The organism is Nonomuraea maheshkhaliensis (assembly GCF_039529435.1).
Classification (GTDB): Bacteria; Actinomycetota; Actinomycetes; order Streptosporangiales; family Streptosporangiaceae; genus Nonomuraea; species Nonomuraea maheshkhaliensis.
This window is the reverse complement of record NZ_BAAAMU010000069.1, coordinates 1-23,388: the sequence shown is the minus strand read 5'-3', so window position 1 is coordinate 23,388 and position 23,388 is coordinate 1. Positions and strand designations below refer to the sequence as shown.

Sequence of the window (23,388 nt, the reverse complement as noted above, 5' to 3'; positions counted from 1 at the left end):
TCAGGCGATCTCGACGTAGTCCAGCTCGGCCGCGAACGGGCCCTCGTCGTGCTGGAAGCGCAGCGTGTTCCAGCCCTGGTCCAGCCGCACCTTGGCCGTCGCGTTCCCCCAGGTGTCCCAGGTGCGGTCCCGATAGTGCACGATGCGCTTGGCGGCGCCGTTCACCGTCAGGTATTGGCGCGCGTCGCCGTCGCCGGCGCGATAACGCACGTCCACCGTGTACGTGCCGGCTCTGGGGACCTGCACCTTGATCTCGACCCAGCTGTCCGGATAGTTCAGGTGGCCCATCGAGGCGTTGCCCGAGGCGCCCTCGATGTTGAACAGGGGCATGGCGTTGAAGGGGGCGCCGTCCTCGGCCTCGTAGCGGACCGGCGCATTCCGTACGACGGCCAGGGTAATCAGGACGATCAGGGCCACCACGGCCGCCGGCACGGTCGCGACCAGCAGGACCGTACGGCGGCGCGGGCCGGGTGCCATCGCAGCGGGCTCCGGTGCCCCCGTGGCGGCGGATGCGACGTCGCCGGCGGATGCGACGTCGGCGGCGGGCGACCGGCCGCGTAGCTGCGCGCGCAGCCCCAGCATCGAGACGACCAGCCCCACCGCGCCCGTGAACATGCCGATCACGCTGGCCCGCTGGTTCAGCCCCTCCAGCACGTGACCCGGCAGCCGGAGCGGATCGACGAGGAACCAGGTGAGCACCGAGACCACCAGCACCACGATCGCGGCGACCCGCACGGCCCGCCACGCCAGCGAACCGGGTGCCCGCTCCCGCCTTTCCGCCGCCTTCGTCATAGTTCCAGAGTGACCTCTCGATCACTCCGGCGAGCGCGGGTAGGCGGATTATTACCGTTTGTGGCGAACGGCGGCGGCCGGGGTCATTCCTCGGCCGGCTCCGCCCAGGCCCGCTCGATCACCGGCACCCAGCTCGTGGCCGGTGCCGGTGACCACGACGCGCACCTGACGGCGACCGGCGGGGACCGTCCCGGTGCCGATGATCTACCCTGCTGTCATGCAGCACCTCTGCGACTGACCCAGCAGCCGTCCCGCGCACCCGCGGGGCACGCCACTTCTCCCCGGTCGCCACCCGGGTTCCGACACCACTGCTGGAGTCATCGAGTGCTGCCTTCCTGCCGCCCATCCTCCGTGTCCCTGCGCCGCAACGCCGATTTCCGGCGGCTCCTCTGCGCCTGCGCGTTCAGCCTGACCGGCGACTGGTTCGCCTTCGTCGCCCTGAGCGGCTTCGTCTACCACCACACCGGCTCGGCCGGGTGGACGGCGCTGCTGTTCGCGATCAACTCCCTGCCAGGGGTGCTGCTGTTTCCGCTGATCGGCCCGATGACCGACCGCTTCGACCGGCGACGTCTGCGCGTGGCGTGCGACCTGGGCGCGGTGGTGCCGGTCATCGGCCTGCTGGTCGCCTTCCACGCCGGTTCGGTGGCGGCGGCCCTGGGGTGCCTGGCCGTGCTGTCCGTGCTCGCCGCGGTGTCCGGCCCCATCCCCGAGACCGCGCTGCCGAACCTGGTCGCCGCCCGGGACCTGCCCCTCGCCCAGACGCTGATCGGCAGCCTGTACTCGGCCGGACTGCTGGTGGGAGCCGGGCTCGGGGGCGTGGTCACCGCGGCCTGGGGGACCTCGGCCACCCTGCTCGTCGACGCCGCCTCGTTCGTGGTCTCCGCGCTGCTCGTGGCCCGGATCGAGCGGCCGCTCTCCAGCGCCGTGGCGACGGGCCGGCTGCGGGTACGGGCCGACGCCGCCGAGCTCTGGCGGTTCCTGCGTTCTACGCCCGTGGCGTCGGCCCTGCTCTGGCTGACCGCCGGGCTGCGGCTCAGCTACGGGATGGTCGGGCTCCTGCCCCTCTTCGCCCTCGACCGCTTCCACACCGGCGACGCCGGAACCGGCGCCCTGTACCTCGCGCAGGGGCTCGGCGCGGTGCTCGGCCCCTTCGCGGGCCGGCTGCTCGCGGGCCACTCGCACCGCAGGCGGCTGTACGTGGCCGGGGCGGCCCTGGCCGTCTTCGGCCTCGGCTACCTGCTCCTCGCCCACAGCACCGGCCTCGGCCAGGGGATGGCCGCGGCCGTACTGGGCCACGTCGGGGTGGGCGCGTGCGCGATCCTCGCACTCAACGGCCTGCAACTGACCACGCCCGATCACCTGCGCGGGCGCGTCATGGTGCTCGTCTTCAGCCTCTCGGCCGGGCTCCAGGGGGTCTCGACGCTCGCGGTCGCCCCCATGGCCGCGACCGTCGGGACCACCGGAACGACGCTGCTCCTCGGAGCCTTCGCCGTCGCGTACGCGATCGGCTGGTCGGTCGTCGTGTCGGTGACCGGGCCGCCGAGGGGCCGCGGCCGCCGGCTGACGGGCCTCCCTACATGCTGACGGGCCTCCCAACGGGCAGGCGGGCCGCCCTGCCGGGCAGGCGGGGCTCTCTACGGGCAGGCGGGCGAGAGCACCTGCCAGGGCGAGCAGTTGTCGGCGGAGGACGAGCAGCACAGCCGCCTGCTCCAGCCGGCCGCGCGGCACTGGTACTGGTACCCGCACACGGCCGCCGCCTTCACCTCGGGAAGTACCAGCGCCAATGCCCGGTCGATGAGCGTACTCACGTTCTGCCTCCTCGTAGTCCCTGCACGTTTCCGCGATTGTCGGGACGGGCGCTGGCGGGCTGTTAGCGCGGCGATAGCGCGGCCCGAAAGGGGCGGAGAGGTCAGGCCGCCCGGCGGCTCATGATCAGATCGGCGGGAACGCGTACGGGCGCGCACAGGGTCTGGCCGTGCTCGTCGAACAGCTCGTCGCGGGAGCCGAAGAGGCCCAGGTCGGCGTGGACGTGGCCGGAGAGGTCGCAGGCGGAGCAGGTGGCGCCGTCCCAGTCCACGGCGGTGCGCGCGACCGCGTCGAAGAGCGTTTCCCCGGCCGTGTTCGTGAACCGGCCCCCTGCCCGCAGGGCGGAGAGGTCGCCGTACAGCTCGGAGACGGGCAGCCACCGGTCGTCGAGGAGGAACTCCGGCCAGGCGAGGATCACCTGCCGGGGGATCAGCGCGCGCAGCCGGGGGAAGCGCGGATGCCAGAAGCGCCCGTCGAGCAGCAGCCCCCTGACCCGCGTGGGGATCCCGTGACCACGAGCCAGGCCCTCCAGCAGGGCCAGTCGCCGGCTGCAGGACCCCTGGCCCAGCCGCAGGGTCGTGGAGATGCGACGCCGCTCGTTCATCGCGTAGACCGGACGGACGCGGGCCGCGACGAGCCGGTGGGCCGCGATCAGGAACGCCCGCCCGTCGAGGCCCTGGGCTTCGTCCAGCAACTCCAGCACGCGGGGATGCCGCCAGTCGAGGATGGGCGTGGCCGCTGTACCGCCCGCGGCCATGCGGCGCCTGCCCGGATGCACTCGGCGATCATAACGGGGTGGACGCCTGCGGGGCAGGCGTCCACCCCGGTGCGGGTTACTCGAAGGCGAGGCTCTGCCAGGTCTTCACCTCGTCCGCGGACAGCGCCCTGGCGAGGATGGCGGCGCGGTCCACGGCGCCGGTCAGGCGCTGGCCGCCGTTCTGGTCGGCCGCGAAGCGCAGGGGGCGGGCGGTGCAGCCGGTGATGCCGTCGGTGCTGGTCTGGGCGGTGGCCTTGGGTTCGCCGTCCACGTACGCGGTGATCGTCCCGGTACGGTCGAGCGTGACCACCACGTCGATCCAGCGGCCGGTGGGCACGGTGGCGTTCAGGCCGGTGTTGGCCCCGGCGCCGATGAAGCGCAGCGTGTTGCCGGGAGTGATGTCGATGAGCACACCGTCGGTCCCGGGGTCGCCGGACACCTGGGAGTCGAACAGGCGGCGGTAACCGGAGCCGCCGATCTTGACCTGGGCCGCGAACGTGGCCTCCCGGACCAGGCCGAGGGTGGTCGCGCCCGTCGTCAGGTACGTGTCGCCGTCGAGGACCAGGCCGCTGCCGGTGGGCGCGGTGGTGTCGTAGGCGGGGGTGCCGGTGACGGTGGCGTCGCGGTCGTGGCCGGAGGTGTCGGCGACGGTGCCGCCCTCCTTCGGGTCCCAGGCGACCAGGAGGGAGCCGGGTTCGGGCGGCGCGCAGGGGTCGAGGCCGAGTGCGGCGGTCGTCGAGGCCCGCCACGAGCCGGTGACCGAGGCGGTGAGCACGGCGCTCCGGGAGCCGTCCGCCGGGCCGGGGGTGACGGTGAAGACGGCGGTGCGCGTGCGGCCGGGGGACGTGGCGGGCAGGTGACGGGTGGCCGTCACCGTGACCCGAGCCTCGAACGGCGTGCCCGGCATGGCCGTGGCGGGCGCCTCCATGGCGACCGCGGCCTCGTTCTGGATCGTGTACGCCTGGCCGGCGCGGGCGTTCCAGGTGAGGGTGTCGCCGTGGCGGCGCGCGTCGACCTCGTGGCCGCGCTCGTCGAGGACCCGGTAGCGCCCGGCGATGAACGGCGACCTGACCTTGAGCGGGCCGCTCCCGCCGGGCCGCACGGTGACGGTGTCGGGCGCGCCGCCCTTCCAGGTGGCGTCCACGGTGACGTTCCCTCGGGCGCGCAGCCCGGTCACGGAGCCGTTCTTCCAGGTGGAGGGCAGGGCGGGCAGGACGTGGACGACGTCGTGCTGACTCTGCACGAGCATCTCGGCGATCCCCGAGGTGGCCCCGAAGTTGCCGTCGATCTGGAACGGCGGATGGGTGTCCCAGAGGTTGTCCAGGGTGGAGGTCTTGAGCTGCTCGGCGAGCATCTTGTGGGCGTGGTCGCCGTCCAGCAGCCGTGCCCAAAAGTTGATCTTCCACGCCTTGGACCAGCCGGTGCCGCCGTCGCCGCGCGCGGTCAGCGTGACCTTGGCCGCCTCGGCCTCCGGCGTGCCCGCTTCGATCTGGTTGGCGGGGTGCAGGGCGTACAGGTGGGAGACGTGCCGGTGGGTGTCGGACCTCGCGTCCCAGTCGCTCTTCCACTCCTGGAGCTGGCCCCAGGAACCGACGCGCAGGCCGGGGTCGAGCTTGGCCAGGGCGGCGCTCACCTCGGCGCGGAAGCTCGCGTCCACGTTCAGCTTCTCGGCCGCGGCCAGGGCGTTGCCGAGCACCTCGCGGACGATCTGCTGCGACATCGACGCGCCGGCGGAGAAGTCGCCGTGCTCGGGGGAGTAGCTGGGCGAGGCGACCAGCTTGCCGTCACGCGGATCGGTGTGCAGGAAGTCGAGCCAGAACTCCGCCGCGCCCTTGATCACCGGGTACGCGGTGTCGCGCAGGTAGCCGGTGTCGCCGGTGAAGCGGTAGCTGTCGTACAGGTGCTGGGTGGTCCAGGCGGCGGCCTCGGGGAACCAGAAGGCGGTGGCCCAGTCGTGCATGCCGGTGAACCCGAACGGGTTGGTCTCGTTGTTGACCACCCAGCCGCGGGCGCCGTACATGTCCTGCGCGGTCTTGCGGCCGGGGGCGACCATGGCGGAGATGTAGCGGTCGTACGGCTTGGTCGTCTCGTGCAGGTTGGTCTGCTCGGCGAGCCAGTAGTTCATCTGCAGGTTGATGTTGACGTGGTAGTCGGCTCCCCAGGGCGGGCTGGTGGAGTGGTTCCACACGCCTTGGAGGTTGGCCGGCAGCAGGTCGTTCTCGCGGGAGGAGGAGATGAGCAGGTAGCGGCCGTAGGCGAAGAACAGCTCCTCCAGCGCCCGGTCGTCGCCGGCGGCGCCGCCGGTGTAGTCCTTGCGCAGCCGGTCGGTGGGGACGGCGGGCGTCGTGCCGCCGAGGTCGAGTTCCACCCGGTCGAAGAGCTTGCGGTAGTCGGCGGTGTGCGCGCGGCGCAGCTCGTCGTAGCTCCTGGACGCGGCGGCGTCCACGGCCGCGGTGACCTTGGCGTGCGGGTCGGCGCCCCGGTAGGCGGGGTAGTCGTCGGCGTAGTCGGTGCCGGCCGACAGCACGAAGACGGCGCTGTCGGCGCCGGTGACGGTGATCGCGTCCCCTGCGTCGGTACGGGTGCCGCCCTGCGCGATCACCTGCACCTGCGCCTCGAACCGCATCTGGTTGTCGCCGAGCTGCCCGCGGATGGTGAGCCGGCCGCCGGCCGCGGTGACCGTCTTGTCGTCGCGCGGCGAGCTGTGCCGCAGCGTGAACGACACCTTGCCGCGCCGGTCGGCCGACAGCCGGCCGACGATCACGTTGCCCGGGTTGCTGGCGAAGTATTCACGCGAGTAGCGGACCCCGCCCGCGGTGTAGCCGACCCGGGCCACGGCCTCGCGCAGGCTCAGCTCGCGCCGGTAGGCGGAGGGGTCGGCGGGCGCGTCGGCGAGATCGAGAAGCAGGTCGCCGAACGTCTGGTACGCCCCGAAGCCCGTCTTGGGCTGGCCCAGCGTGGCGGCCACGTCCTCGGGGCTCATCCGGCCGTCGCGGTCGATCTGCCGCTGGACCTCGGCGATCGCGCCGGGGCGCGGCGACCTCCAGTTGCCGAAGTCGTAGCCGGGTGAGCCGGGGCCGCCGGTCCATAACGTCTTCTCGTTGAACTGGATCCGCTCGGAGGCCACCCCGCCGAAGATCATCGCCCCCAGGGGGCCGTTGCCGATGGGCAGTGCCTGGGTCTCCCAGTCCGTGGCGGGCTTGTCGTACCAGAGCGTCAAGTCATCGGGTGTCTTGCGGTCTTCGGTGACCGCTTGGGCGGAGGCGGGCAGTCCGGTGGCGAGCAGGAGTGCGGCGAGCAAGGCGGAGTTGAGGCGGCGTCGTGGGGGGTGGGCCACGGATCCCTCCGATCACATGGAAACCTTGACCTTAGGAGATAGCATCGAAACCTGCCCTTAACAAGAGTTGACATCCGATGTATGCGTCGGGGGTGCCGCCATGCTCACGAAGGCCGGTGGGCGGGCAGGAGATCCGATGACTGCCGGTCAGTCGTCCACGAGGAGCGGGGTGCGCGGCGGGCCGTCGGCGAGCAGGGAGGCCGGCAGGCTCGGCAGCGGGTGACGCCGCTGCGACGGTCGTGGCTGGAGAACGGCAGCAGCCGGTCGGCGTCGTCCACGAGCACGACCCGCGCGCTGGGACGCGGCACCGGGCCGTCCATCTCGGTCTCCTTCACGTTGATTTGCGGATAATCCGTTCCGGAACCACTTGGGTAGGCTGAAGAGCATGACCGCGATGGCCCCCGCCCGTACCGCGACCGATCTGTCGTTCCTGCTCGACCACACCAGCCACGTGCTGCGCACGCGCATGGCCGCGGCGCTGGCCGAGATCGGCCTGACCGCGCGCATGCACTGCGTGCTGGTCCACGCGCTGGAGGAGGAGCGTACCCAGATCCAGCTCGCCGAGCTGGGCGACATGGACAAGACCACGATGGTGGTGACCGTGGACGCGCTGGAGAAGGCCGGTTACGCCGTACGCCGGCCCTCCAGCGTCGATCGGCGCGCCCGGATCATCGCGGTCACCGACAAGGGCGCGGAGATCGCCGCGCGCAGTCAGGAGGTCGTGGACGGCGTGCACCGCGACGCGCTCGCGTCCCTGCCGGACGACGAGCGCGAGGTGCTGGTCCGGGCGCTGAACCGGCTGGTCGGCGGCCATCTCGCCACGCCGGTGGAGAGCCCGCAGGTGGCCCGCAGGGCGCGCGAGCGGCAGCGGTAGCTCCGGTGCGCGCCAAAAATAGATCCGAAAAATATCGTCTGTAACGGAACTATCTGTTACGGTCTCTCCTGTCGACGCCGCCGCGCCGGCGTGCCACACCTTGATCGGGAGAGACCGTGCCGTATTCGCCTGACTCGCGCTGGACCGCACTGGGCGTGCTGTCCGCCACCGGATTGATGACCGTCCTCGACGGCAGCATCGTGACCGTCGCGCTGCCCACGATCCAGCGGGACCTGGGCTTCACGCCCGCCGGGCTGAGCTGGATGGTCAACGCCTATCTGATCGCCTTCGGCGGGTTGCTGCTGCTGTCGGGCCGGCTGGGGGACCTCATCGGCCGCAGGAAGCTGTTCATGGCCGGGAACGTGATCTTCACGGCCGCGTCGTTGCTGGCCGGCGTGGCCGGCGGCCCGGGGATGCTGATCACGGCCAGATTCCTGCAAGGCGTGGGCAGCGCGATGGCCTCGGCGGTCGTGCTGGGCATCCTCGTGACGCTGTTCACCGAGCCACGGGAGCGGGCGAAGGCCATCGCGATCTTCAGCTCCACCGGGGCCGCCGGCGCCTCCCTGGGCCAGGTCCTGGGCGGCGTGCTCACCGACGCCTTCGACTGGCCGTGGATCTTCTTCATCAACGTGCCGATCGGCGTGCTGACCATCGCGCTGGCCGTCCGCGCACTGCCCGCCGACCGCGGGATCGGCCTGTCGGCCGGCGCCGACGTCACAGGGGCCGTGCTGATCACCTCCGGGCTGATGCTGGGCATCTACACCGTGATCAAGGTGGAGGAGTACGGCTGGCTCGCCGTCCACACCCTCGGCCTGGGCGCGGTGTCGCTGGCCCTGATCGCCGCGTTCGTGCTGCGGCAGGCCACCGCGAGGACCCCGCTCATGCCGCTGCGCGTCCTGCGCTCGCGCAACGTGGTCGGCGCCAACGTCGCCCAGATGTTGTCCCTGTCGGGCATGTTCGCCTTCCAGGTGCTCTTCGTGCTCTTCATCCAGCAGGTCCTCGGCTACGGCGCCCTGGAGAGCGGGCTGGCCATGCTGCCGGCCGCGGTCGGCATCGGGACGATCTCGCTGTTCGCCTCCGCCCGGCTCAGCGCCCGGTTCGGGGTGAAGGTCGTGCTGCTCGGCGGCCTGGCGATGCTCACGGCCGCCATGCTGCTGCTGACGCGGATCCCCACGGACGCCGGGTACCTCACCCACCTGCTGCCGGTGATGCTGCTGATCTGGGGCGGCGGGCTGGTGCTGCCGGCGCTGGCCACGCTGGGCATGTCCGGGGCGCGGGAGAGCGACGCCGGGCTGGCCTCGGGGCTGTTCAACACCACCCAGCAGGTGGGCATGGCGATCGGCGTGGCGGTGCTGAGCACGATGGCGGCCGGGCGTACCGAGGGGCTGCTGGCCGCCGGGCAGGATCGGGCGTCGGCGCTGGCGGGTGGCTTCCAGCTCGCGTTCGGCATCTCGGCCGGGGTGCTGCTCACGGCCTTCGTGGTGGCCGCGGTCGTCCTGCGCGGGCCCTCGCGCCGGGCCGGCGGCGAGGCCGCGGCTTCTGCGCCGGTGGCGGCCTCCTGAGCCTGGGTTGTGGAAGGCGCGGCGGCCAGGGGCCGCCGCGCCTTCCGCCGTTCCCGAGGTCAGCGTACGTAGATGTCGGGCCTGGCCGGCGTGGGCATGCGGTCGCCGATGAAGAAGCCGGTGTGCGGCGGCTGGTTGTAGGCGGTGTTCTGCCAGGCCACCGAGACGCGGTAGAGCGGGTCGTGCATGAGGGTGTGAATGCGCCGGTCCGTCGGGACGGGCGTGGAATAGACGCGCAGCGCGCGGTTGTCGGAGGTGGGCCAGACGACCTCCTCGCGCCAGTCGCCGAACAGGTCGGCCGACAGCGACGGCGTCGCCTTGGTGCCGTTGTTGGAGTGCACGCCGGAGGCGGTCAGCAGGCGGGTGTCGGAGTCGGTGCCGTACTTGTCGATCCTGGTCTGGTCCAGCAGCTCCCTGACCGGGTCGCCGTCCCACCAGGCCAGGAAGTTGACCGAGGACGGCTTGCGGCCGGCGGTGTTGCCGGTGACGCTGCGCAGGTTGCCGTCGGTGGCCGACCAGAACTCGCCGGCCACCCGGACGGTGGAGATGTCCCCGGCCACGCCGCGGCCGTTGTCGGAGCCCGAGGCGGTGGACCAGAGGATCGAGCCGTTGCCCGGGTCGATGTAGAGCGAGCCCGGCTGGGAGGTGGACTCGCTGACCTTGAAGTACTCCAGCCCGGCCCTGGCGGGGTCGAAGTCGCCGAGGTGCTGGGCGTCGCCGTGGCCGGTGCTGGTGCTCCACATGCCGCTGCCGTTGTCGTTCACGGCCATCGCGCCGTAGACGATCTCGTCGCGGCCGTCGCGGTCGATGTCGCCGACCGACAGGCTGTGGCTGCCCTGCCCGGCGTACTGGGAGCCGGAGGCGTTGCTGTCGAACGTCCACCGCTTGGTCAGCGAGCCGTTGCGGAAGTCCCAGGCGGCGATGACGCTGCGGGTGTAGTAGCCGCGGGCCATGATGAGCGAGGGGCGCTCGCCGTCCAGGTACGCCGTCCCGGCCAGGAAGCGGTCCACCCGGTTGCCGTAGTTGTCGCCCCAGGAGGAGACCGTGCCGCGCGGCGGGTCGTAGGAGACCGTCGACAGCGCGGCGCCGGTCTGGCCGCTGAACATGGTCAGATATTCGGGGCCGCTGAGGACGTACCCGCTGGAGTTGCGGTGGTCGGCGCTCGAACTGCCGATCACGGTGCTGCGGCCGTCCCTGGTGCCGTCGGCGGTCTTCATCGCGACCTCGGCCCGGCCGTCGCCGTCGTAGTCGTACACCTGGAACTGGGTGTAGTGGGCGCCGGCCCGGATGTTGCGGCCCAGGTCGATGCGCCACAGGCGGGTGCCGTCGAGGCGGTAGGCGTCCACGAACACGTTGCCGGTGTAGCCGGACTGGGAGTTGTCCTTGGCGTTGGAGGGGTCCCATTTCAGGACGAGTTCGTACGTGCCGTCGCCGTCCAGGTCGCCCACGCTCGCGTCGTTGGCGCTGTAGGTGTAGCCGACGCCGTCAGGGGTGGTGCCGCCGGACGGGGGCTGGATGGGGACGTCCAGGTAGGCGCCGCCGGTGAAGCGGAGCGAGGCGGGGGAGGTGGGCTGCTCGGCGCCGCCGGTCACCGCCCTGACCGTGTACGAGGAGTCGGCGGCGGCGCCGTTGTCCAGGAAGTTGGTCGAGGTGGCCAGCCCGGAGGCGATCCTGGTCGAGCCCCGGTAGAGGTTGAAGGTGACGCCGTCGGGGTCGGTGCCGAGCAGCCGCCACGAGACGAGGTTGCCGGATCCGGAGCGGACGCTGATCAGCCCCCGGTCCAGGTCCTCCATCTGTTTGGTCGGCGGTGCCGCTTGGACGGGGACCGCGGTCGCGGCCAGGGCCAGAACGGCCGCCGCGGCGGCCAGGTGCGGGCGCATGATGGACTCCTTCGCGGATGGTAAGCGCTTTCCCGGCGGGCAAAAAGAAAGTTTCACGGGTGCGGGGGCCGGGTGGTAGCGCTAACAGGGCGGATGGGAGGGACAGAGCTGCGGGAACGTGCACAGGAGCTCCTCGCCGGTGGTGAGCGCGGGTGCGCGTATTAAAGCCAGCAGCCACGTGATCCGCAAGCGCCCTGAAGCGAACGTCTGCCGTGCTCCGCGGGCGTCTTCGTCCGGCCCGCCAATGCCGGGCCCGTTGTTGGGTGGCCGGCCACAAGAATTCCCGGCTCGGGTGGGTGTTGGGTGGTGGGCATGGCCGATCTCATCCTGCGTGGCGGAACGGTGTACGACGGGCTCGGCTCTCCGGCCGTCGTGAACGATGTCGCCATCACCGGCGACCGGGTGGTGGAGGTGGGCCGCGACCTCGGGGACGCGCGCCGGGTGATCGACGTGACCGGGCTGGCGGTGGCCCCCGGGTTCGTGGACGCCCACGCGCACTCCGACCTGGTGCCGCTGATGGCGCGGGCGCAGCCGTTCAAGCTGCTCCAGGGCGTCACCACCGAGGTCAACGGCAACTGTGGCTTCTCCTACGCCCCCGACGCCTCCGCGCTGGAGGAGCTGACCGGCGAGGACGTGCCCGACTGGACATTCGCGCAGTACCTGGACGCCGTCGAGGACGCCGGGCCGACCAACCACGTGGCGACGCTCGTCGGGCACTCGACGCTGCGCGGGGCCGTGGCCGGCTTCGACGAGCGCCTGCGCGAGGGCGACCTGGAACGGATGTGCGAGCTGGCGGCGGCGGCCTTCACCGCAGGGGCGTGCGGGCTGTCGAGCGGCCTCATCTATCCGCCGGGCAGCTACGCCGGCACGGCGGAACTGGTGGCGCTGGCCAAGGTGGCGCACGGGTACGGGGTGCCGTACACGACGCACATGCGCGACGAAGGCGCCGGTTTGGCCGCCGCGCTGGACGAGGCCGTCGAGATCGCGCGGCGGGCCCGCGTCCGGCTGCAGGTGTCGCACTGCAAGGTCGCCGGCCGGGCCAACCACGGGCAGGCGGGCATGCTGCTGGCCAAGCTGCGCCAGGCCCGCCTCGACGGGGTGGACGTGCGCGGCGACCAGTACCCGTACCTGGCGGGGGCCACCATGCTCGCCGCGCTGCTGCCCCCGTCGGCGCTGGCCGGCGGGCAGGCGGGCGGCCTGCTGGCGGCCCCCGCCGAGCGGGCGCGGCTGCGCGCCCTGGCCGAGTCCGGCGGGACCGGCGCGGGGCTGTGGCAGGACGCCGCTCCTGACGCGGTGCTGGTCACGGGGCACGCCGAGGAGGCTCACGCCGGTCGCACGCTGGCCGCGCTCGCCGCCGACCCGGCCTTCGCCCATCTCGGCGGGGACGCGTGGGAGGTCGCGTGCGCGCTCATCGCCGCCGACCCGGCCGCCACGATGGTGATCTCGCTGATGTCCGAGCAGGACGTGACCGAGATCATGCGCGATCCGCTCATCGGCGTCGGCTCCGACAACGGGACGCCGGTCGGTCTTGAGCACCCTCGGACGTGGGGCTGCTTCCCGCGGTTCTTCGGCACGTACGTACGCGACCAGCGACTGCTCCCGCTGGAGGAGGCGGTGCGCAAGGCCACCTCGGCGACCGCCGACCAGTTCGCCCTGCACGGACGGGGCTGGCTCGGCCCCGGCTCGTGGGCCGACGTCTGCGTCTTCGACCCGGAGACGATCGGCCATGCCGGTACGTACGCGGACCCGTCCGTCCGGCCGTCCGGCGTCGCGTACGTGCTTCTCGAAGGGCGGGTGGTGGTGGAGTCGGGCGACTTCACCGGCGAGCGCAGAGGACGCGTCCTGCGCGCCGGGCAGTGATGACCGGCACCCCGGAGCCGGCGCAGCCCTGTGACCGACGCTGTGACCGACGCTGTACGTGCTGACGGGGTGCGGGCTCTCATGACCGGTGGCGCTCCCAGCGGACCTCGCCGTCCTCCCACCGCTCCGTCGGGCTCAGACCGGCCGCGGTGGCGACGGAGGCCGAGGCCGCGTGGTCGGGGTGGATGTGCGCCACGACCGTGTCGACCTCCCGTTCCATGAGGTGCTCGACCAGGGCGACGGCGGCCGCGCGGGCCAGCCCGCGGCCCTGCCACGGCGTGCCGACCACCCAGGCGACCTCGGCGGTGCGTCCGTCGATCGTGGCCTGCACGTAGCCGACAAGCCGGTCCTCCGCGCGCGGCCGGATCACCCAGTTGCGCCAGCCGGGCGGCCCCGAGGTCTGCCGCTCGTAGCGGGTGCGCAGCTCGGGCTCGCTCAGCGGGGCGCCGCCGGTGAACTCGTGCAGGGCCGGGTCGGAGAGCACGCCCGCCATCTCGCCCGCGTGATCGGGATGGAGGGGGATGAGGGCGAGAAGCGCCGTCTCGATGCGGTCCATCCGCCCACGATAGGGCTCCGCAAGTGGCGCTGTCGGCAGGTGTTGGCGGCCTCGGGGTGACAACGAACGACCTTGGCCCATACCAGGGCGAAGCGGAGAGTTGAGTAGACCTCTACGCGGGAGACTCCAATGACACTGCAGATTCCGACGCCCGGCGAGCGGATCTCCGAGACGATCAGCCGTCTGCGGGACACGGCGGGGCCGGTCGTCCGCGTCGAGCTCCCGGGCGAGGTCGGCGCGTGGGTCGTGAGCTCGTTCGAGGCGGTCGAGTACGTCCTCACCAACGACGGCACGCTGTTCAGCAAGAACCCGCGCAACTTCCCCGCGCTGAACGACGGCACCATCCCGCCCGACTGGCCGATCCGCCAGGTCATCTCGGGCGACCACCTGCTGGTCAAGGACGGCGCGGACCACCGGCGGCTCCGCGGGCTGGTCAACCGGGCCTTCACGCCCGGCCGGGTGCAGGCCATGGGGCCGCGCATCCAGCAGATCACCGACGACCTGCTCGACCGGATGGACGGCCAGGACGGTGTGGTCGACCTCGTCCGGGTCTTCAGCGAGCCGCTGCCGATCGCGGTGATCTGCGAGCTGTTCGGCGTGCCGGAGGAGGAACGGCACCTGATCCGCGCGTACACCAACGTGCTGCTGTCGCACAACGCCACGCCGGAGGAGGCGGCCGCGGCCGGCGGAGGGCTGCTGGGATACCTGCGTGAGTTCATCGATCGCCGGCGGGTGGAACCCGGCGACGACCTCACCACGGGCCTGATCCGGGTGCAGGAGGAGGACGGCGACCGCCTGTCCGACGACGAGATGGTGTGGTTGCTCTGGCTGGTCCTCATCGCCGGTCACGAGACGACCGTGCACCTGATCGCCAACACGGTGATCGCCCTGGGCTCGGATCCCGAGCAACTGGCCAGGGTGCGGGCGGACGACGCCTGGGAGGACGTGGTCGAGGAGGCGCTGCGCAGCCGCAACTCCGTGGTCAACGTCTTCTTCCGGTACGCGCTCGAAGACGTGGTGGTGGGCGGGACCACGATCCCGGCGGGCGAGCCGGTCATCGTCACGCTCGCCGGGGCGGGCACGGACCCGGCCAGGTTCGGCTCGGACGCCGCCCGCTTCGACGCCACCCGCGAGCCCGACGTGCATCTCGGCTTCGGCAGGGGGCCGCACTTCTGCCTGGGCGCGCCGCTGGCCCGGCTGGAGGTGCGGATCGCGCTCGCGTCTTTGTTCGGCCGGTATCCGGAGCTACGGCTGGCGATCAAGGAGGACGAGATCGCCTACACCTCCTCGATCATCACAGAAGGCCCGCTGGAACTCCCCGTCATCCTGGGCCCCCGCACCTGACCACCCCGCCCGCCCGGTGACCGCCGCGCCCGGGCGGGTGCGGGGGTGGGTCAGTCGCCGCTGAGGCTGTTCAGCAGGTCGGTGACGCCGATGGCGTCCAGGAGTGAGGTCGGGGCCTGGTCCTCCTGGTCCTCCTGGTCCATCTGGTACACCACGTCCTCCTGCGGGACCTGGCCCGGCTGGGCGGCGGGGGGCAGGCAGGGTGCCGGGGCGGCGATCAGGGAGTCCACGAGTTGCTGGACGCCGAGGGCCGACAGCAGCGACTTGGGGCGCGGCGCGGTGGGGGCGCAGGCCTGCTTGCTGGTCGTGAAGAGCGTTGCGAGGTACTGCGCGACCCGCTCAGGGTCCTCCTCGGGCGGCAGCAGCGAGGTCGTGGTGTGGTTGGTGCCGTGGCTGCAGACGACCGCGTTGTAGACCAGGCCCTCCATCGTCTCCCCGTCCTGCTGGGCCGTCCCCGGGGCCGGGGTGACGGATGGCGTCGGAGCTGGAGCGGGGATCGCGGGCGGCGCGTACGGATTCGCCGTCCCCGCGCCCGTCCCGTAGGCGCCCTCCATGGTCCTGAGGCCCGCGACCGAGTCCATGAGCCCGCCGACCACGTCGGCGGTGACCGTGCCCAGCCACGGCGGAGGCGGCGTGACGTTCACGACCCTGCCGTCGTGGGTGGTGCACTCGACGGGCGGAAAGGCGGCTTCCTCTTCCGCGTGCGCCGCCCCGGCGGGTGCCAGCAGAACGGCGGAAGTCGCGACGAATAGGGCAATGGCCTGCCTGGACATGATGCTCCCTGAAGGGCGTTGATCGGCTTTTCGAAGCGATCATTACCCTTGGTGGCGGTTCGGTTACTCCATAGTTGGATCTAGCCCTCTTTACCGGTGCGCTCGGAGTCCCTGGTCCTGGCTAATATATGAGTACTGTTATATCTCTGGAGAGGAACCCCCTTGCGTCCCCCGATAGAACCGTACGACCACGGCATGCTCGACACCGGCGACGGCAACCTCATCTATTGGGAGGTCTGCGGCAACCCGGACGGCAAGCCCGCGCTCGTCGTCCACGGAGGCCCCGGATCGGGATGCAGCACCGGCGTCCGCCGCAGCTTCGACCCCGAGCGCTACCGCATCGTGCTGTTCGACCAGCGCAACTGCGGCCGCAGCCGGCCGCACGCCAGCGACCCGGCCACCGACCTGAGTCGCAACACCACCCAGCACCTCATCGCCGACATGGAGCAGCTGCGCGAGCACCTCGGCATCGACAAGTGGCTGCTGTACGGCGGTTCGTGGGGCTCGACGCTGATCCTGGCCTACGCCGAGACCTATCCGGAACGGGTGTCGGAGATCGTCATCCCGGCGGTCACGACGACCCGCCGCTCCGAGATCGACTGGCTCTACCGGGGCGTCGGCCGCTTCTTCCCCGAGGCGTGGGACCGGTTCAGGGACGGCGTGCCCGAGGCCGACCGCGACGGCGACCTGCTCGCCGCGTACGCCAGGCTGCTGTCCGACCCCGACGACAAGGTCCGCGAGAAGGCCGCCATCGACTGGATCACCTGGGAGGACGCGGTGATCTCGATGGAGTCGAACGGCAAGCCCAACGCCTACAGCGATCGCCCCGCCGACGCCATCATGGCGATGACCCGGATCTGCGCCCACTACTTCTCCAACGGCGCCTGGCTGGAGGAGGGCGTGCTGCTGCGCGAGGCCGGGCGGCTGAAGGGCATCCCCGGCGTGCTGGTCCACGGCCGCCTCGACATGGGCGGCCCGCCCCAGACCGCCTGGGAGCTGGCGAAGGCCTGGCCGGACGCCGAGCTGATCATGGTGGAGGACTCCGGCCACACCGGCAGCGACACGATGCGCGACGCCATCTTCACGGCCATCGACCGCTTCGCCGACCGGTGAACCCGCGGCTCGCGATCATCTGGGGGTCTGGACGGTGCCCCTGGCGACCATCGCCTCGCCGTCGGTCGATTCCGTACGGATGAGCCGCGGGTTCGAAAAGGCCGGTCGGCGGACAGGGCGCGACGATGCGCCGCGAGGCGGCCGTCGCTACCCCTTGTCCGCTCGCTGACCTGCGGTAACCGTAGCGCTGCGGCTCGCGCGGCGACCACCTATTTATGCGTGCGGCCGGTACGCGGGCGCGACGGGCCCTCAGGGGGCAGCACCTCGACCGACGTCTTGCGGATGTGGTCGTAGACCAGCGACGTGCGCACGTCGGCGATGTTGCGATGGCGGGCCACGTGGTCGAGCACGAAGTCGCGCAGGTGCCCGGCGTCGCGCACGCCCACCTGGATGATGAAGTCGTCCCCGCCCGACACGACGAACACGGCCAGCGTCTCGGGCAGGGCGGCCACGTAGTCGCGGAAGCCCTCGACGGCCTCGCGGATCTTCGGGTGCAGCCGGACGTTGATCAGCGCCTGCACGGGACGGCCGACGGCGTCGAGGTTCACCTCGGCGTGGAAGCCCTCGATGACGCCCGCCGAGCGCAGCGAGCGCACCCGCTCCAGGCAGGTCGAGGGGGCGATGCCGAGGTGCTCGGCCAGCTCCTTGTTGGTCTGGCGGCCGTCGCGCTGCAACTCGGCGAGTATCGCCGCATCAAGTTCGTCCACGTACGCATCCTGCCACGACTTTCCGAACTTCCTTCGGAAGCAGCCGTTCCGAGTTGTCATATCGACGGCACGGATGTGAATCTCCGGAGAGAACTTCGGAGAGGAGATAGCCGGATGAGCGTGCTCGACGAGCTCGACCGCCGTACCGACCTGCCCACCAAGGAGCTCGCGGTCAAGTGGGCGATCGTCATCGACCGCGACCTGCCCAAGGGGTTGCAGGCCAACGCCGCCGCCTGCCTGGCCGCGTCCGTGGCGGCCACCGTGCCGGCGATCGTCGGGTCGGGCGGCGCGGACGCCTCCGGCGCCGTCCACAGCGGGCTGCCGTGGACGGGCTGCACGGTGCTGGGCGCGCCCGCCGCGATCGTGGCCAGGATCAGGAACGAGGCGGCGGCCGAGCCCGAGCTGGTGCTCTGCGACATGGCCGCCATCGCCCAGCGGGCCAGCGTGTACGACGACTATCTCGCCGAGCTGGCCCGCACCGAGGACCCGCCCTACTACGCGGTCAGCCTCTTCGGCCCGAGGGCGCTGGTCGAGCGGCTCACGGGACGGCTTCCGCTGCTGCGATAGACCTCCTACACGGGAGGAACCAGGGTGAAATAGCGGTCGAGCGCTGACGTGTCCCCCTGTACGTCGAGTCCGTCGGCCGGCAGCCGGCCCCACAGGAACAACATCAGGTCGGACGCCGTGCCGGCCAGCTCGACGTCCGCCTGTCCCCCGTCTTCCAGCCGTACGTGCTCGCCGTCGAAGCGCACCAGCCACTCGCCCGGCCCGTCGGTCCGGACGAACCTGTAGCTTTCCCCCTTCCCCGGCGGCGCCGGCGACCAGGTGCGCCGGGCCGGGGCCATGACCTCGAACGTCTGCGGGATCGCGTCCACGGCGACGTCCGCGGCGATCGGGCGGGCCGTGCCGACGGCGTTCTCGGCGTCCCACCGGTGCACCGCGGCCTCGATGACCTGCATGCGCAGCCAGAAGCCGGCGGTCTGCTCCCGCGACCAGGTCCACGCGGGGTCGCCGGGCGCGTGCAGCGTGAACTGCTCCGCGAGCCGCTCCACCCCTTCGTCGAACCAGTCGAGCAGGGTGGACGGGATCGGCCCCGCGCTGGGCGTGCCGTCCATCGCCGGCCATCCCTCCATGCTGGGCGGTGATTCGGTACGGGCCACCGTGGGGAGGTCGGGCGGCTCGGGCAGCCGGTCCCTGATGACGACGAGGACGAACCGGTGCGCCCCGCCCAGGTGGAACACGAGGTCGGCCATGGACCAGCCGGGGCAGGAGGGCACGAGGGTCGTCCCGCCACGGTCGGCGGCCCGGCGGGCGGCGCTCCCGAAGGCCCGCGCCTCCCGCCGGAAACGTGCGGCAGCTTCCATGGCCTCACTGTGCCCCGGTGTGAAGATCACTTCCCATCTGGTTGGGGGCGGGCCGGTCTCCGGTGTTCGCCGAGGTCAGCCGTGCCGCTCCGGCGACCGCCAGGGAGAGGCCCACGAGCGCGGCGCTCACCCACAGCGGCGCGCGGAACCCGTGCCCGGCCCCGAGAGCGAGCCCGCCCAGCCAGGGGCCGAACGTGGCGCCGACGTTGAGCGCCGCCGTGGCGAAGCCGCCGGCCAGCGTGGGGGCGCCGGTGGCGGCGTACAGGACCTGCGAGATCAGCGTGGAGCCGACCGCGAACGAGAGCAGCCCCTGGACGAAGACCAGCGCGACCGCGACCACCGGAGCGCTCGCGGTCAGCGCGAAGCCGGCCCAGCCGGCCGCCAGCGCCACCCCGCCGGCGACCAGCAGCGGCACCGGCCGCCGGTCCGCGTACCGCCCGCTGATCGTCACCCCGGCGAACGACCCCAGCCCGAACAGGGCCAGCATCCCCGGCATCCACGCCGCCCCGATCCCGGTGACCCCGGTCAGCAGCGGCGCGAGGTAGGTGAACGCGCAGAAGGTGGCCCCGTTCACCAGCGCGCCCAGCAGCAGGAGCACCAGCAGCCGGGGCCGGCGCAGGGCACGGAACTCACCACGTGCGGTGCCCGTTCCGGCGTCGGGGGCTTCGGCCGGTACGGACTTCAGCACCGCGACGAGGGCCGGCACCAGCGCCAGGGCCACCGCCCAGAACGCCGAGCGCCACCCCCACAGCTCCCCGAGCAGCGCCCCGCCGGGAACCCCTGCCACGCAGGCGGCGGTCACCCCGCCCAGCAGCACGGAGGTGGCCCGGCCCTTGGCGTCCGGCGGCGCCAGGCCGATCGCGGTCGCCATGGCCACGGCCAGGAAGCCGGCGTTGGCCAGCGCCGCCACGGCCCGGCTCACGAGCAGCACCCCGTAGCCGGTCGTGACCGCCCCCACCACGTGGGCGAGCAGGAAGACGACGAGGAACGCCAGCAGGGCGAACCTCCTGGACAGCCGCAGGCTCAGCACCGCCATCAGCGGCGCCCCCACCACCATCCCGGCGGCGAACGCCGAGGTCAGCAGCCCCGCGGCGGGGATGGACACGTTCAGATCCTCGGCGATGCCGGGCAGGAGCCCGGACAGCATGAACTCGGACGTCCCCTGGGCGAAGACCGCCAGTCCGAGCAGGTAGACAACGAAAGGCATCGACAACTCCGCGACCACGTCATGGATCGGCACAGGTAAGGCGCGCGGGGCCGAAGTGAAGGCCCCGCGGCGATGGAGTGGCCCGGGGCGGGCGTCATGGAGCGACGCGCGGTCCCGGGCACGACACGGCCCGTGTCACGGTGATCCGGATGGCGTGGAGGCAGGCGGGAAGAGCATCCCAGCGGGCTCAGGAGACGCGCGTCAGCGCCCTGGCCGGGCTACGGCGGGGCGGGGACGGCGCGTGACGGCCACCGGACGACCGGTGGCTAGCGTCTTGATGCCTCGGGGCTGGACATGACGGTCAATATAGCAAGGTGATCAGCGGTCCCCGACGCCATGGCAAGGCGATCAGCGGTCGGATGTACCCCATCAGCGGTCCCTGACGCCCTGGACGTACTCCATCGCCCGGACGAAGACCGGATCGCTCAGCCGCCGCGTCATCTCCTCCGCGGAGACCTCCTCCACGCGGGACTGGATCCACCACAGGTTCCCGAACGGGTCACGCACCCGTCCCACCCGGTCGCCCCAGTACAGGTGGGTGACCTCGGTGTGCGAGGTCCCGCCCGCCGCGACCGCCTGCCGGTGCGCGGCGTCGGCGTCGGGGACGTACAGGCGCAGGAAGGCGGGGGTGGGCTCCGCGTCCGGCGCGGCGTCGAAGAGCATCACGATCGCGTCGCCGATGCGGACCTCCGCGTGCCCGATCCGTCCTTCCGCGTCGGTCACGCGGCCCAGCTCGACGGCGTCGAACGCGGCCTCCAGGTAGCCGATGATCCCGGCGGTGTCCTGGGAGATGATCCACGGCGTGACGGTGGTGTATCCCTCGGGGATCGGGTTGACGGTCATGGTTTCTCCTTTTGAAGGGCGATGACGGCCACGTTAGGAGCGCAGTAGGTCAGGACTTGTCCTATATGTCGGGCATTCTGGGATTCATGAGCGAGTCCCGCCTGCTGGCCCTGCTGTCGCTGCTCCAGACCCCGCGCGAGTGGCCCGGCGGCGAGCTGGCCGAGCGCCTGGGAGTCAGCCGGCGCACCGTGCGCCGCGACGTCGAACGGCTGCGCGACCTCGGTTATCCGGTCGAGGCCACCATGGGCTCCACCGGTGGCTACCGGCTGGTGGCGGGGACGGCGATGCCGCCGCTGCTGCTGGACGACGAGGAGGCGGTGGCCATCACGGTCGGCCTGTCCACCGCGGCCAGGCAGCCGGTGCGGGGCATCGAGGAGGCGTCGGTACGGGCCCTGGCCAAACTGGAGCAGGTGTTGCCCGCCCGGCTGCGCCACCGGGTCAGGTCACTGGGCAGCGCCACCGAGCCCATGCCGGGGCTCGACGGGCCTCGGCTCGACCCGGGGCTGCTCGCCACGCTGGCGATGGCGGTGCGGGGAGGAGAACGGGTGCGGTTCGCGTACCGGGCGAACGACGGGAAGGTGAGCGGGCGGCTGGTCGATCCGCACCGCCTGGTGGCGGCCGGGCGGCGCTGGTATCTGCTCGGGCACGACCTCGACCGCGACGACTGGCGGATCTTCCGCCTCGACCGCGTCAGCGAGCTCCTGGCCACGGGCGCCAGGATCGTGCCGCGCGAGCCGCCGGGCGGTGACGCGGCGGCCTACGTGGCCGAGCAGCTGTACTCGGCGGAGCCCACGTACGAGGCCGTCGTCACGCTGCGCTGCGCCGTGACGGAGCCGGTCAGGGCACTGGGCGAGGTGACCCCTTTGAACAAGGGCGCGTGCCGGGTGCGCACGCACGCCGACACCCTCGACTGGCTGGCCTTCCGGCTGCTGGCGCTGGGCTGCGAGTTCGAGGTGCACGACCCGCCCGAGCTCGTCGCCCGCCTGCGCACGCTGGCCGGGCGGCTCACGCGGGCGGCGGGGTAGCCCTGGCCAGGAAGTCCAGCACAACAGGGCTGGCGATCTCGCGGAACTCCTCGAAGTACGCGTGCCGCGCCCCCTCGATCATCCGCAGCTCGGCCCCGGGGATGCGGCCGGCCAGCAGCGGGGCGTTGGCCGCCGGGTTGAGCAGGTCGTCGGTGCCGTGCACGACCAGCGTGGGCGCGGTGATGGCGGGCAGCGCGTCCCAGCTGTCGTGGGCGGCGCTGGCGGCCAGGTGGCGGCGGCGGGCGTGGGCGGGCAGGGCGGGGTCGCCGAGGGTGACGTGAGGGCCGGGGTGGGTGGCCAGCCAGGCGGGGGTGTACATCAGCTCACGCAGCGCCTGCTCGGCGGCGGCCCGGTCGGGCTGGGCCAGCGACTTGCGTACGTCGTTGCTCCGCTCGATCCCGTGGGCGCCGCCCGGCGAGGTGCAGCCGAGCACCAGCGCCCCGACCCGCGCGGGGTGGTCGGCCGCCAGCCACTGGGCCACCCGCCCGCCCATCGAGGTGCCGTAGACGTGCGCCCGCGCAAGGCCCAGCTCGTCGAGCACGGCCAGCACGTCGGAGACGAAGCCGCGGGTGCTGTAGGGCTCGTCGGGCTTGTCGCTGCCGCCCGTGCCCCGGTAGTCGAGGGTGACGCACCGATAGGTCGCGTCGAAGTCGGCGCGTACGGGGCCCCACCAGCGGTGGTCGTTGGCCTGGCCCTGCAGCAGCACGAGGGGCGGCCCGGCACCGGTGACCTGGTAGAGCAGCTTCACACCGTCGGGGGCGGTCGCGTATGGCACGCCTCCAAGAGTGCCCTACACGGTGACAAGGAAAAAACCCGGGGGGATGATGTCCGGAACGCCGCCCCGGCTCCGACGTACCGGTCGAAAGGACACGACGGAAAGGACTCAGACGATGAAGTACATGATTCTTTCGTACGCCTCCCAGCGCGACTACGACGAGATGACCGGCAAGGACGCGGGAGGGGTCGTCTGGAAGCCCGAGGACATGGCGGCCATGCACGAGTTCATGACCACCGTGAACAAGGAGCTGGAGGAGGCCGGGGAACTGGTCGAGACCCGCGGCCTGGCCGCTCCCGTGCACACCCGCAGGGCCGGCGTCCGCGACGGCGTCCCGTTCGTCACCGACGGGCCCTACGCCGAGACGCAGGAGGTGCTGGCCGGCTACTGGGTGGTGGAGTGCGAGAGCTTCGACCGGGCCACCGAGATCGCCGTCCGCCTGGGGCAGTGCCCGATGCCGGGCAACGGTGACGGGTACGCCGACATCCGGCCGATCACCGACTCGGTCGAGGACATCGGGTTCTGAGCGCGATGGTCGAGGGCCTGCTGCGTGAGCTGACGCCGCAGGTCCTCGGCGCGCTCATACGCCGGTTCGGGCACTTCGCCATCGCCGAGGACGCGGTGCAGGAGGCGCTGCTGGCCGCCGCCGTACAGTGGCCGGAGGAGGGGCTGCCGGACGATCCGCGCGCCTGGCTGATCACGGTGGCCGCGCGCCGCCTGACCGACCTGCTCCGTGCCGAGCAGGCGCGCCGGCGCCGCGAGGACGACGCCGCCGCGCGGGCCCTGCCGGGCGACTGGCTCGCGCCCCCCCCC

General features: G+C 72.1%; 23 protein-coding genes. 10 read left to right on the top strand and 13 right to left on the bottom strand.

Features of this window, described 5'->3' with window-relative positions; all coding sequences use genetic code 11:
* Positions 1 to 792 carry a carbohydrate-binding protein gene (locus tag ABFX54_RS35445; protein WP_346111048.1) on the bottom strand — a complete coding sequence of 264 codons (792 nt, stop codon included), beginning with the start codon at positions 790 to 792 and terminating at the stop codon, positions 1 to 3.
* A gap of 351 nt (positions 793 to 1,143) precedes the next feature.
* Here ABFX54_RS35445 and ABFX54_RS35440 point away from each other — a divergent pair, with 351 nt between their 5' ends.
* Entirely contained in the window at positions 1,144 to 2,376 is a 1,233-nt protein-coding gene (locus ABFX54_RS35440; RefSeq protein WP_346111047.1) for an MFS transporter, read from the top strand.
* A gap of 50 nt (positions 2,377 to 2,426) precedes the next feature.
* Here the strand turns inward: ABFX54_RS35440 and ABFX54_RS35435 are convergent, their stop codons facing one another.
* The 4 genes from ABFX54_RS35435 to ABFX54_RS35420 all read right to left on the bottom strand — a co-directional run bounded on the left by ABFX54_RS35435 (position 2,427) and on the right by ABFX54_RS35420 (position 7,012).
* A complete protein-coding gene (locus tag ABFX54_RS35435; RefSeq protein WP_346111046.1) occupies positions 2,427 to 2,600 on the bottom strand; it encodes a hypothetical protein in 174 nt (57 codons plus the stop codon).
* A 101-nt stretch (positions 2,601 to 2,701) separates the two neighbouring features.
* Positions 2,702 to 3,376 (bottom strand): transglutaminase domain-containing protein, encoded by a 675-nt coding sequence (locus tag ABFX54_RS35430; RefSeq protein ID WP_346111045.1) that lies wholly within the window; start codon positions 3,374 to 3,376, stop codon positions 2,702 to 2,704.
* Between the two features lie 55 nt (positions 3,377 to 3,431).
* Positions 3,432 to 6,692 (bottom strand): glycosyl hydrolase family 95 catalytic domain-containing protein, encoded by a 3,261-nt coding sequence (locus tag ABFX54_RS35425; RefSeq protein WP_346111043.1) that lies wholly within the window; start codon positions 6,690 to 6,692, stop codon positions 3,432 to 3,434.
* A 104-nt stretch (positions 6,693 to 6,796) separates the two neighbouring features.
* Complete coding sequence (locus ABFX54_RS35420) at positions 6,797 to 7,012, bottom strand: hypothetical protein (protein ID WP_346111041.1); 216 nt, start codon at positions 7,010 to 7,012, stop codon at positions 6,797 to 6,799.
* Between the two features lie 65 nt (positions 7,013 to 7,077).
* On the opposite strand from ABFX54_RS35420, the gene ABFX54_RS35415 reads away from it, so the two are divergent.
* On the top strand, positions 7,078 to 7,566 hold the full coding sequence (locus tag ABFX54_RS35415; RefSeq protein ID WP_346111040.1) for a MarR family winged helix-turn-helix transcriptional regulator: 489 nt from the start codon (positions 7,078 to 7,080) through the stop codon (positions 7,564 to 7,566).
* Between the two features lie 116 nt (positions 7,567 to 7,682).
* Complete coding sequence (locus tag ABFX54_RS35410) at positions 7,683 to 9,128, top strand: MFS transporter (RefSeq protein WP_346111039.1); 1,446 nt, start codon at positions 7,683 to 7,685, stop codon at positions 9,126 to 9,128.
* Between the two features lie 59 nt (positions 9,129 to 9,187).
* Here the strand turns inward: ABFX54_RS35410 and ABFX54_RS35405 are convergent, their stop codons facing one another.
* The gene (locus ABFX54_RS35405; RefSeq protein ID WP_346111037.1) at positions 9,188 to 11,008 is read right to left on the bottom strand and encodes a rhamnogalacturonan lyase; all 1,821 of its coding nucleotides are present in this window, start codon (positions 11,006 to 11,008) and stop codon (positions 9,188 to 9,190) included.
* A 312-nt stretch (positions 11,009 to 11,320) separates the two neighbouring features.
* On the opposite strand from ABFX54_RS35405, the gene ABFX54_RS35400 reads away from it, so the two are divergent.
* The gene (locus ABFX54_RS35400) at positions 11,321 to 12,868 is read left to right on the top strand and encodes an N-acyl-D-amino-acid deacylase family protein (protein WP_346111035.1); all 1,548 of its coding nucleotides are present in this window, start codon (positions 11,321 to 11,323) and stop codon (positions 12,866 to 12,868) included.
* A 79-nt stretch (positions 12,869 to 12,947) separates the two neighbouring features.
* Here the strand turns inward: ABFX54_RS35400 and ABFX54_RS35395 are convergent, their stop codons facing one another.
* Positions 12,948 to 13,424 (bottom strand): GNAT family N-acetyltransferase, encoded by a 477-nt coding sequence (locus ABFX54_RS35395; protein ID WP_346111034.1) that lies wholly within the window; start codon positions 13,422 to 13,424, stop codon positions 12,948 to 12,950.
* Positions 13,425 to 13,553: 129 nt separating this feature from the next.
* On the opposite strand from ABFX54_RS35395, the gene ABFX54_RS35390 reads away from it, so the two are divergent.
* Positions 13,554 to 14,768, top strand: a complete 1,215-nt coding sequence (locus ABFX54_RS35390) for a cytochrome P450 family protein (RefSeq protein ID WP_346111033.1) — start codon at positions 13,554 to 13,556, stop codon at positions 14,766 to 14,768.
* A 50-nt stretch (positions 14,769 to 14,818) separates the two neighbouring features.
* Here the strand turns inward: ABFX54_RS35390 and ABFX54_RS35385 are convergent, their stop codons facing one another.
* The gene (locus ABFX54_RS35385; RefSeq protein WP_346111032.1) at positions 14,819 to 15,541 is read right to left on the bottom strand and encodes a hypothetical protein; all 723 of its coding nucleotides are present in this window, start codon (positions 15,539 to 15,541) and stop codon (positions 14,819 to 14,821) included.
* A gap of 162 nt (positions 15,542 to 15,703) precedes the next feature.
* Here ABFX54_RS35385 and pip point away from each other — a divergent pair, with 162 nt between their 5' ends.
* Positions 15,704 to 16,654: a prolyl aminopeptidase gene (pip, locus tag ABFX54_RS35380; RefSeq protein WP_346111031.1), complete on the top strand. Its 951-nt coding sequence runs from the start codon at positions 15,704 to 15,706 to the stop codon at positions 16,652 to 16,654.
* A 209-nt stretch (positions 16,655 to 16,863) separates the two neighbouring features.
* On the opposite strand, the gene ABFX54_RS35375 is transcribed toward pip, so the two are convergent.
* Positions 16,864 to 17,361, bottom strand: a complete 498-nt coding sequence (locus tag ABFX54_RS35375) for an Lrp/AsnC family transcriptional regulator (RefSeq protein WP_346111029.1) — start codon at positions 17,359 to 17,361, stop codon at positions 16,864 to 16,866.
* A 114-nt stretch (positions 17,362 to 17,475) separates the two neighbouring features.
* On the opposite strand from ABFX54_RS35375, the gene ABFX54_RS35370 reads away from it, so the two are divergent.
* On the top strand, positions 17,476 to 17,928 hold the full coding sequence (locus tag ABFX54_RS35370; protein WP_346111028.1) for a DUF2000 domain-containing protein: 453 nt from the start codon (positions 17,476 to 17,478) through the stop codon (positions 17,926 to 17,928).
* 5 nt (positions 17,929 to 17,933) lie between these two features.
* Here ABFX54_RS35370 and ABFX54_RS35365 read toward each other — a convergent pair whose 3' ends face one another.
* The 3 genes from ABFX54_RS35365 to ABFX54_RS35355 all read right to left on the bottom strand — a co-directional run bounded on the left by ABFX54_RS35365 (position 17,934) and on the right by ABFX54_RS35355 (position 20,775).
* Entirely contained in the window at positions 17,934 to 18,725 is a 792-nt protein-coding gene (locus tag ABFX54_RS35365) for a maleylpyruvate isomerase family mycothiol-dependent enzyme (protein WP_346111026.1), read from the bottom strand.
* Positions 18,726 to 18,729: 4 nt separating this feature from the next.
* Positions 18,730 to 19,932, bottom strand: a complete 1,203-nt coding sequence (locus tag ABFX54_RS35360; RefSeq protein WP_346111025.1) for a Cmx/CmrA family chloramphenicol efflux MFS transporter — start codon at positions 19,930 to 19,932, stop codon at positions 18,730 to 18,732.
* Between the two features lie 369 nt (positions 19,933 to 20,301).
* Positions 20,302 to 20,775, bottom strand: a complete 474-nt coding sequence (locus ABFX54_RS35355; RefSeq protein ID WP_346111023.1) for a VOC family protein — start codon at positions 20,773 to 20,775, stop codon at positions 20,302 to 20,304.
* Positions 20,776 to 20,861: 86 nt separating this feature from the next.
* Between ABFX54_RS35355 and ABFX54_RS35350 the strand changes: the two genes are divergently transcribed.
* Positions 20,862 to 21,800: a helix-turn-helix transcriptional regulator gene (locus ABFX54_RS35350; RefSeq protein ID WP_346111021.1), complete on the top strand. Its 939-nt coding sequence runs from the start codon at positions 20,862 to 20,864 to the stop codon at positions 21,798 to 21,800.
* On the opposite strand, the gene ABFX54_RS35345 is transcribed toward ABFX54_RS35350, so the two are convergent.
* Positions 21,781 to 22,575 (bottom strand): alpha/beta fold hydrolase, encoded by a 795-nt coding sequence (locus ABFX54_RS35345; protein ID WP_346111019.1) that lies wholly within the window; start codon positions 22,573 to 22,575, stop codon positions 21,781 to 21,783. The two genes, ABFX54_RS35350 and ABFX54_RS35345, sit on opposite strands and share 20 nt — an antisense overlap.
* 115 nt (positions 22,576 to 22,690) lie before the next feature.
* On the opposite strand from ABFX54_RS35345, the gene ABFX54_RS35340 reads away from it, so the two are divergent.
* A complete protein-coding gene (locus ABFX54_RS35340) occupies positions 22,691 to 23,101 on the top strand; it encodes a YciI family protein (RefSeq protein ID WP_346111017.1) in 411 nt (136 codons plus the stop codon).
* Between the two features lie 5 nt (positions 23,102 to 23,106).
* A partial coding sequence (locus ABFX54_RS35335) for a sigma factor (protein WP_346111015.1) occupies positions 23,107 to 23,388 on the top strand: 282 nt, incomplete at its 3' end.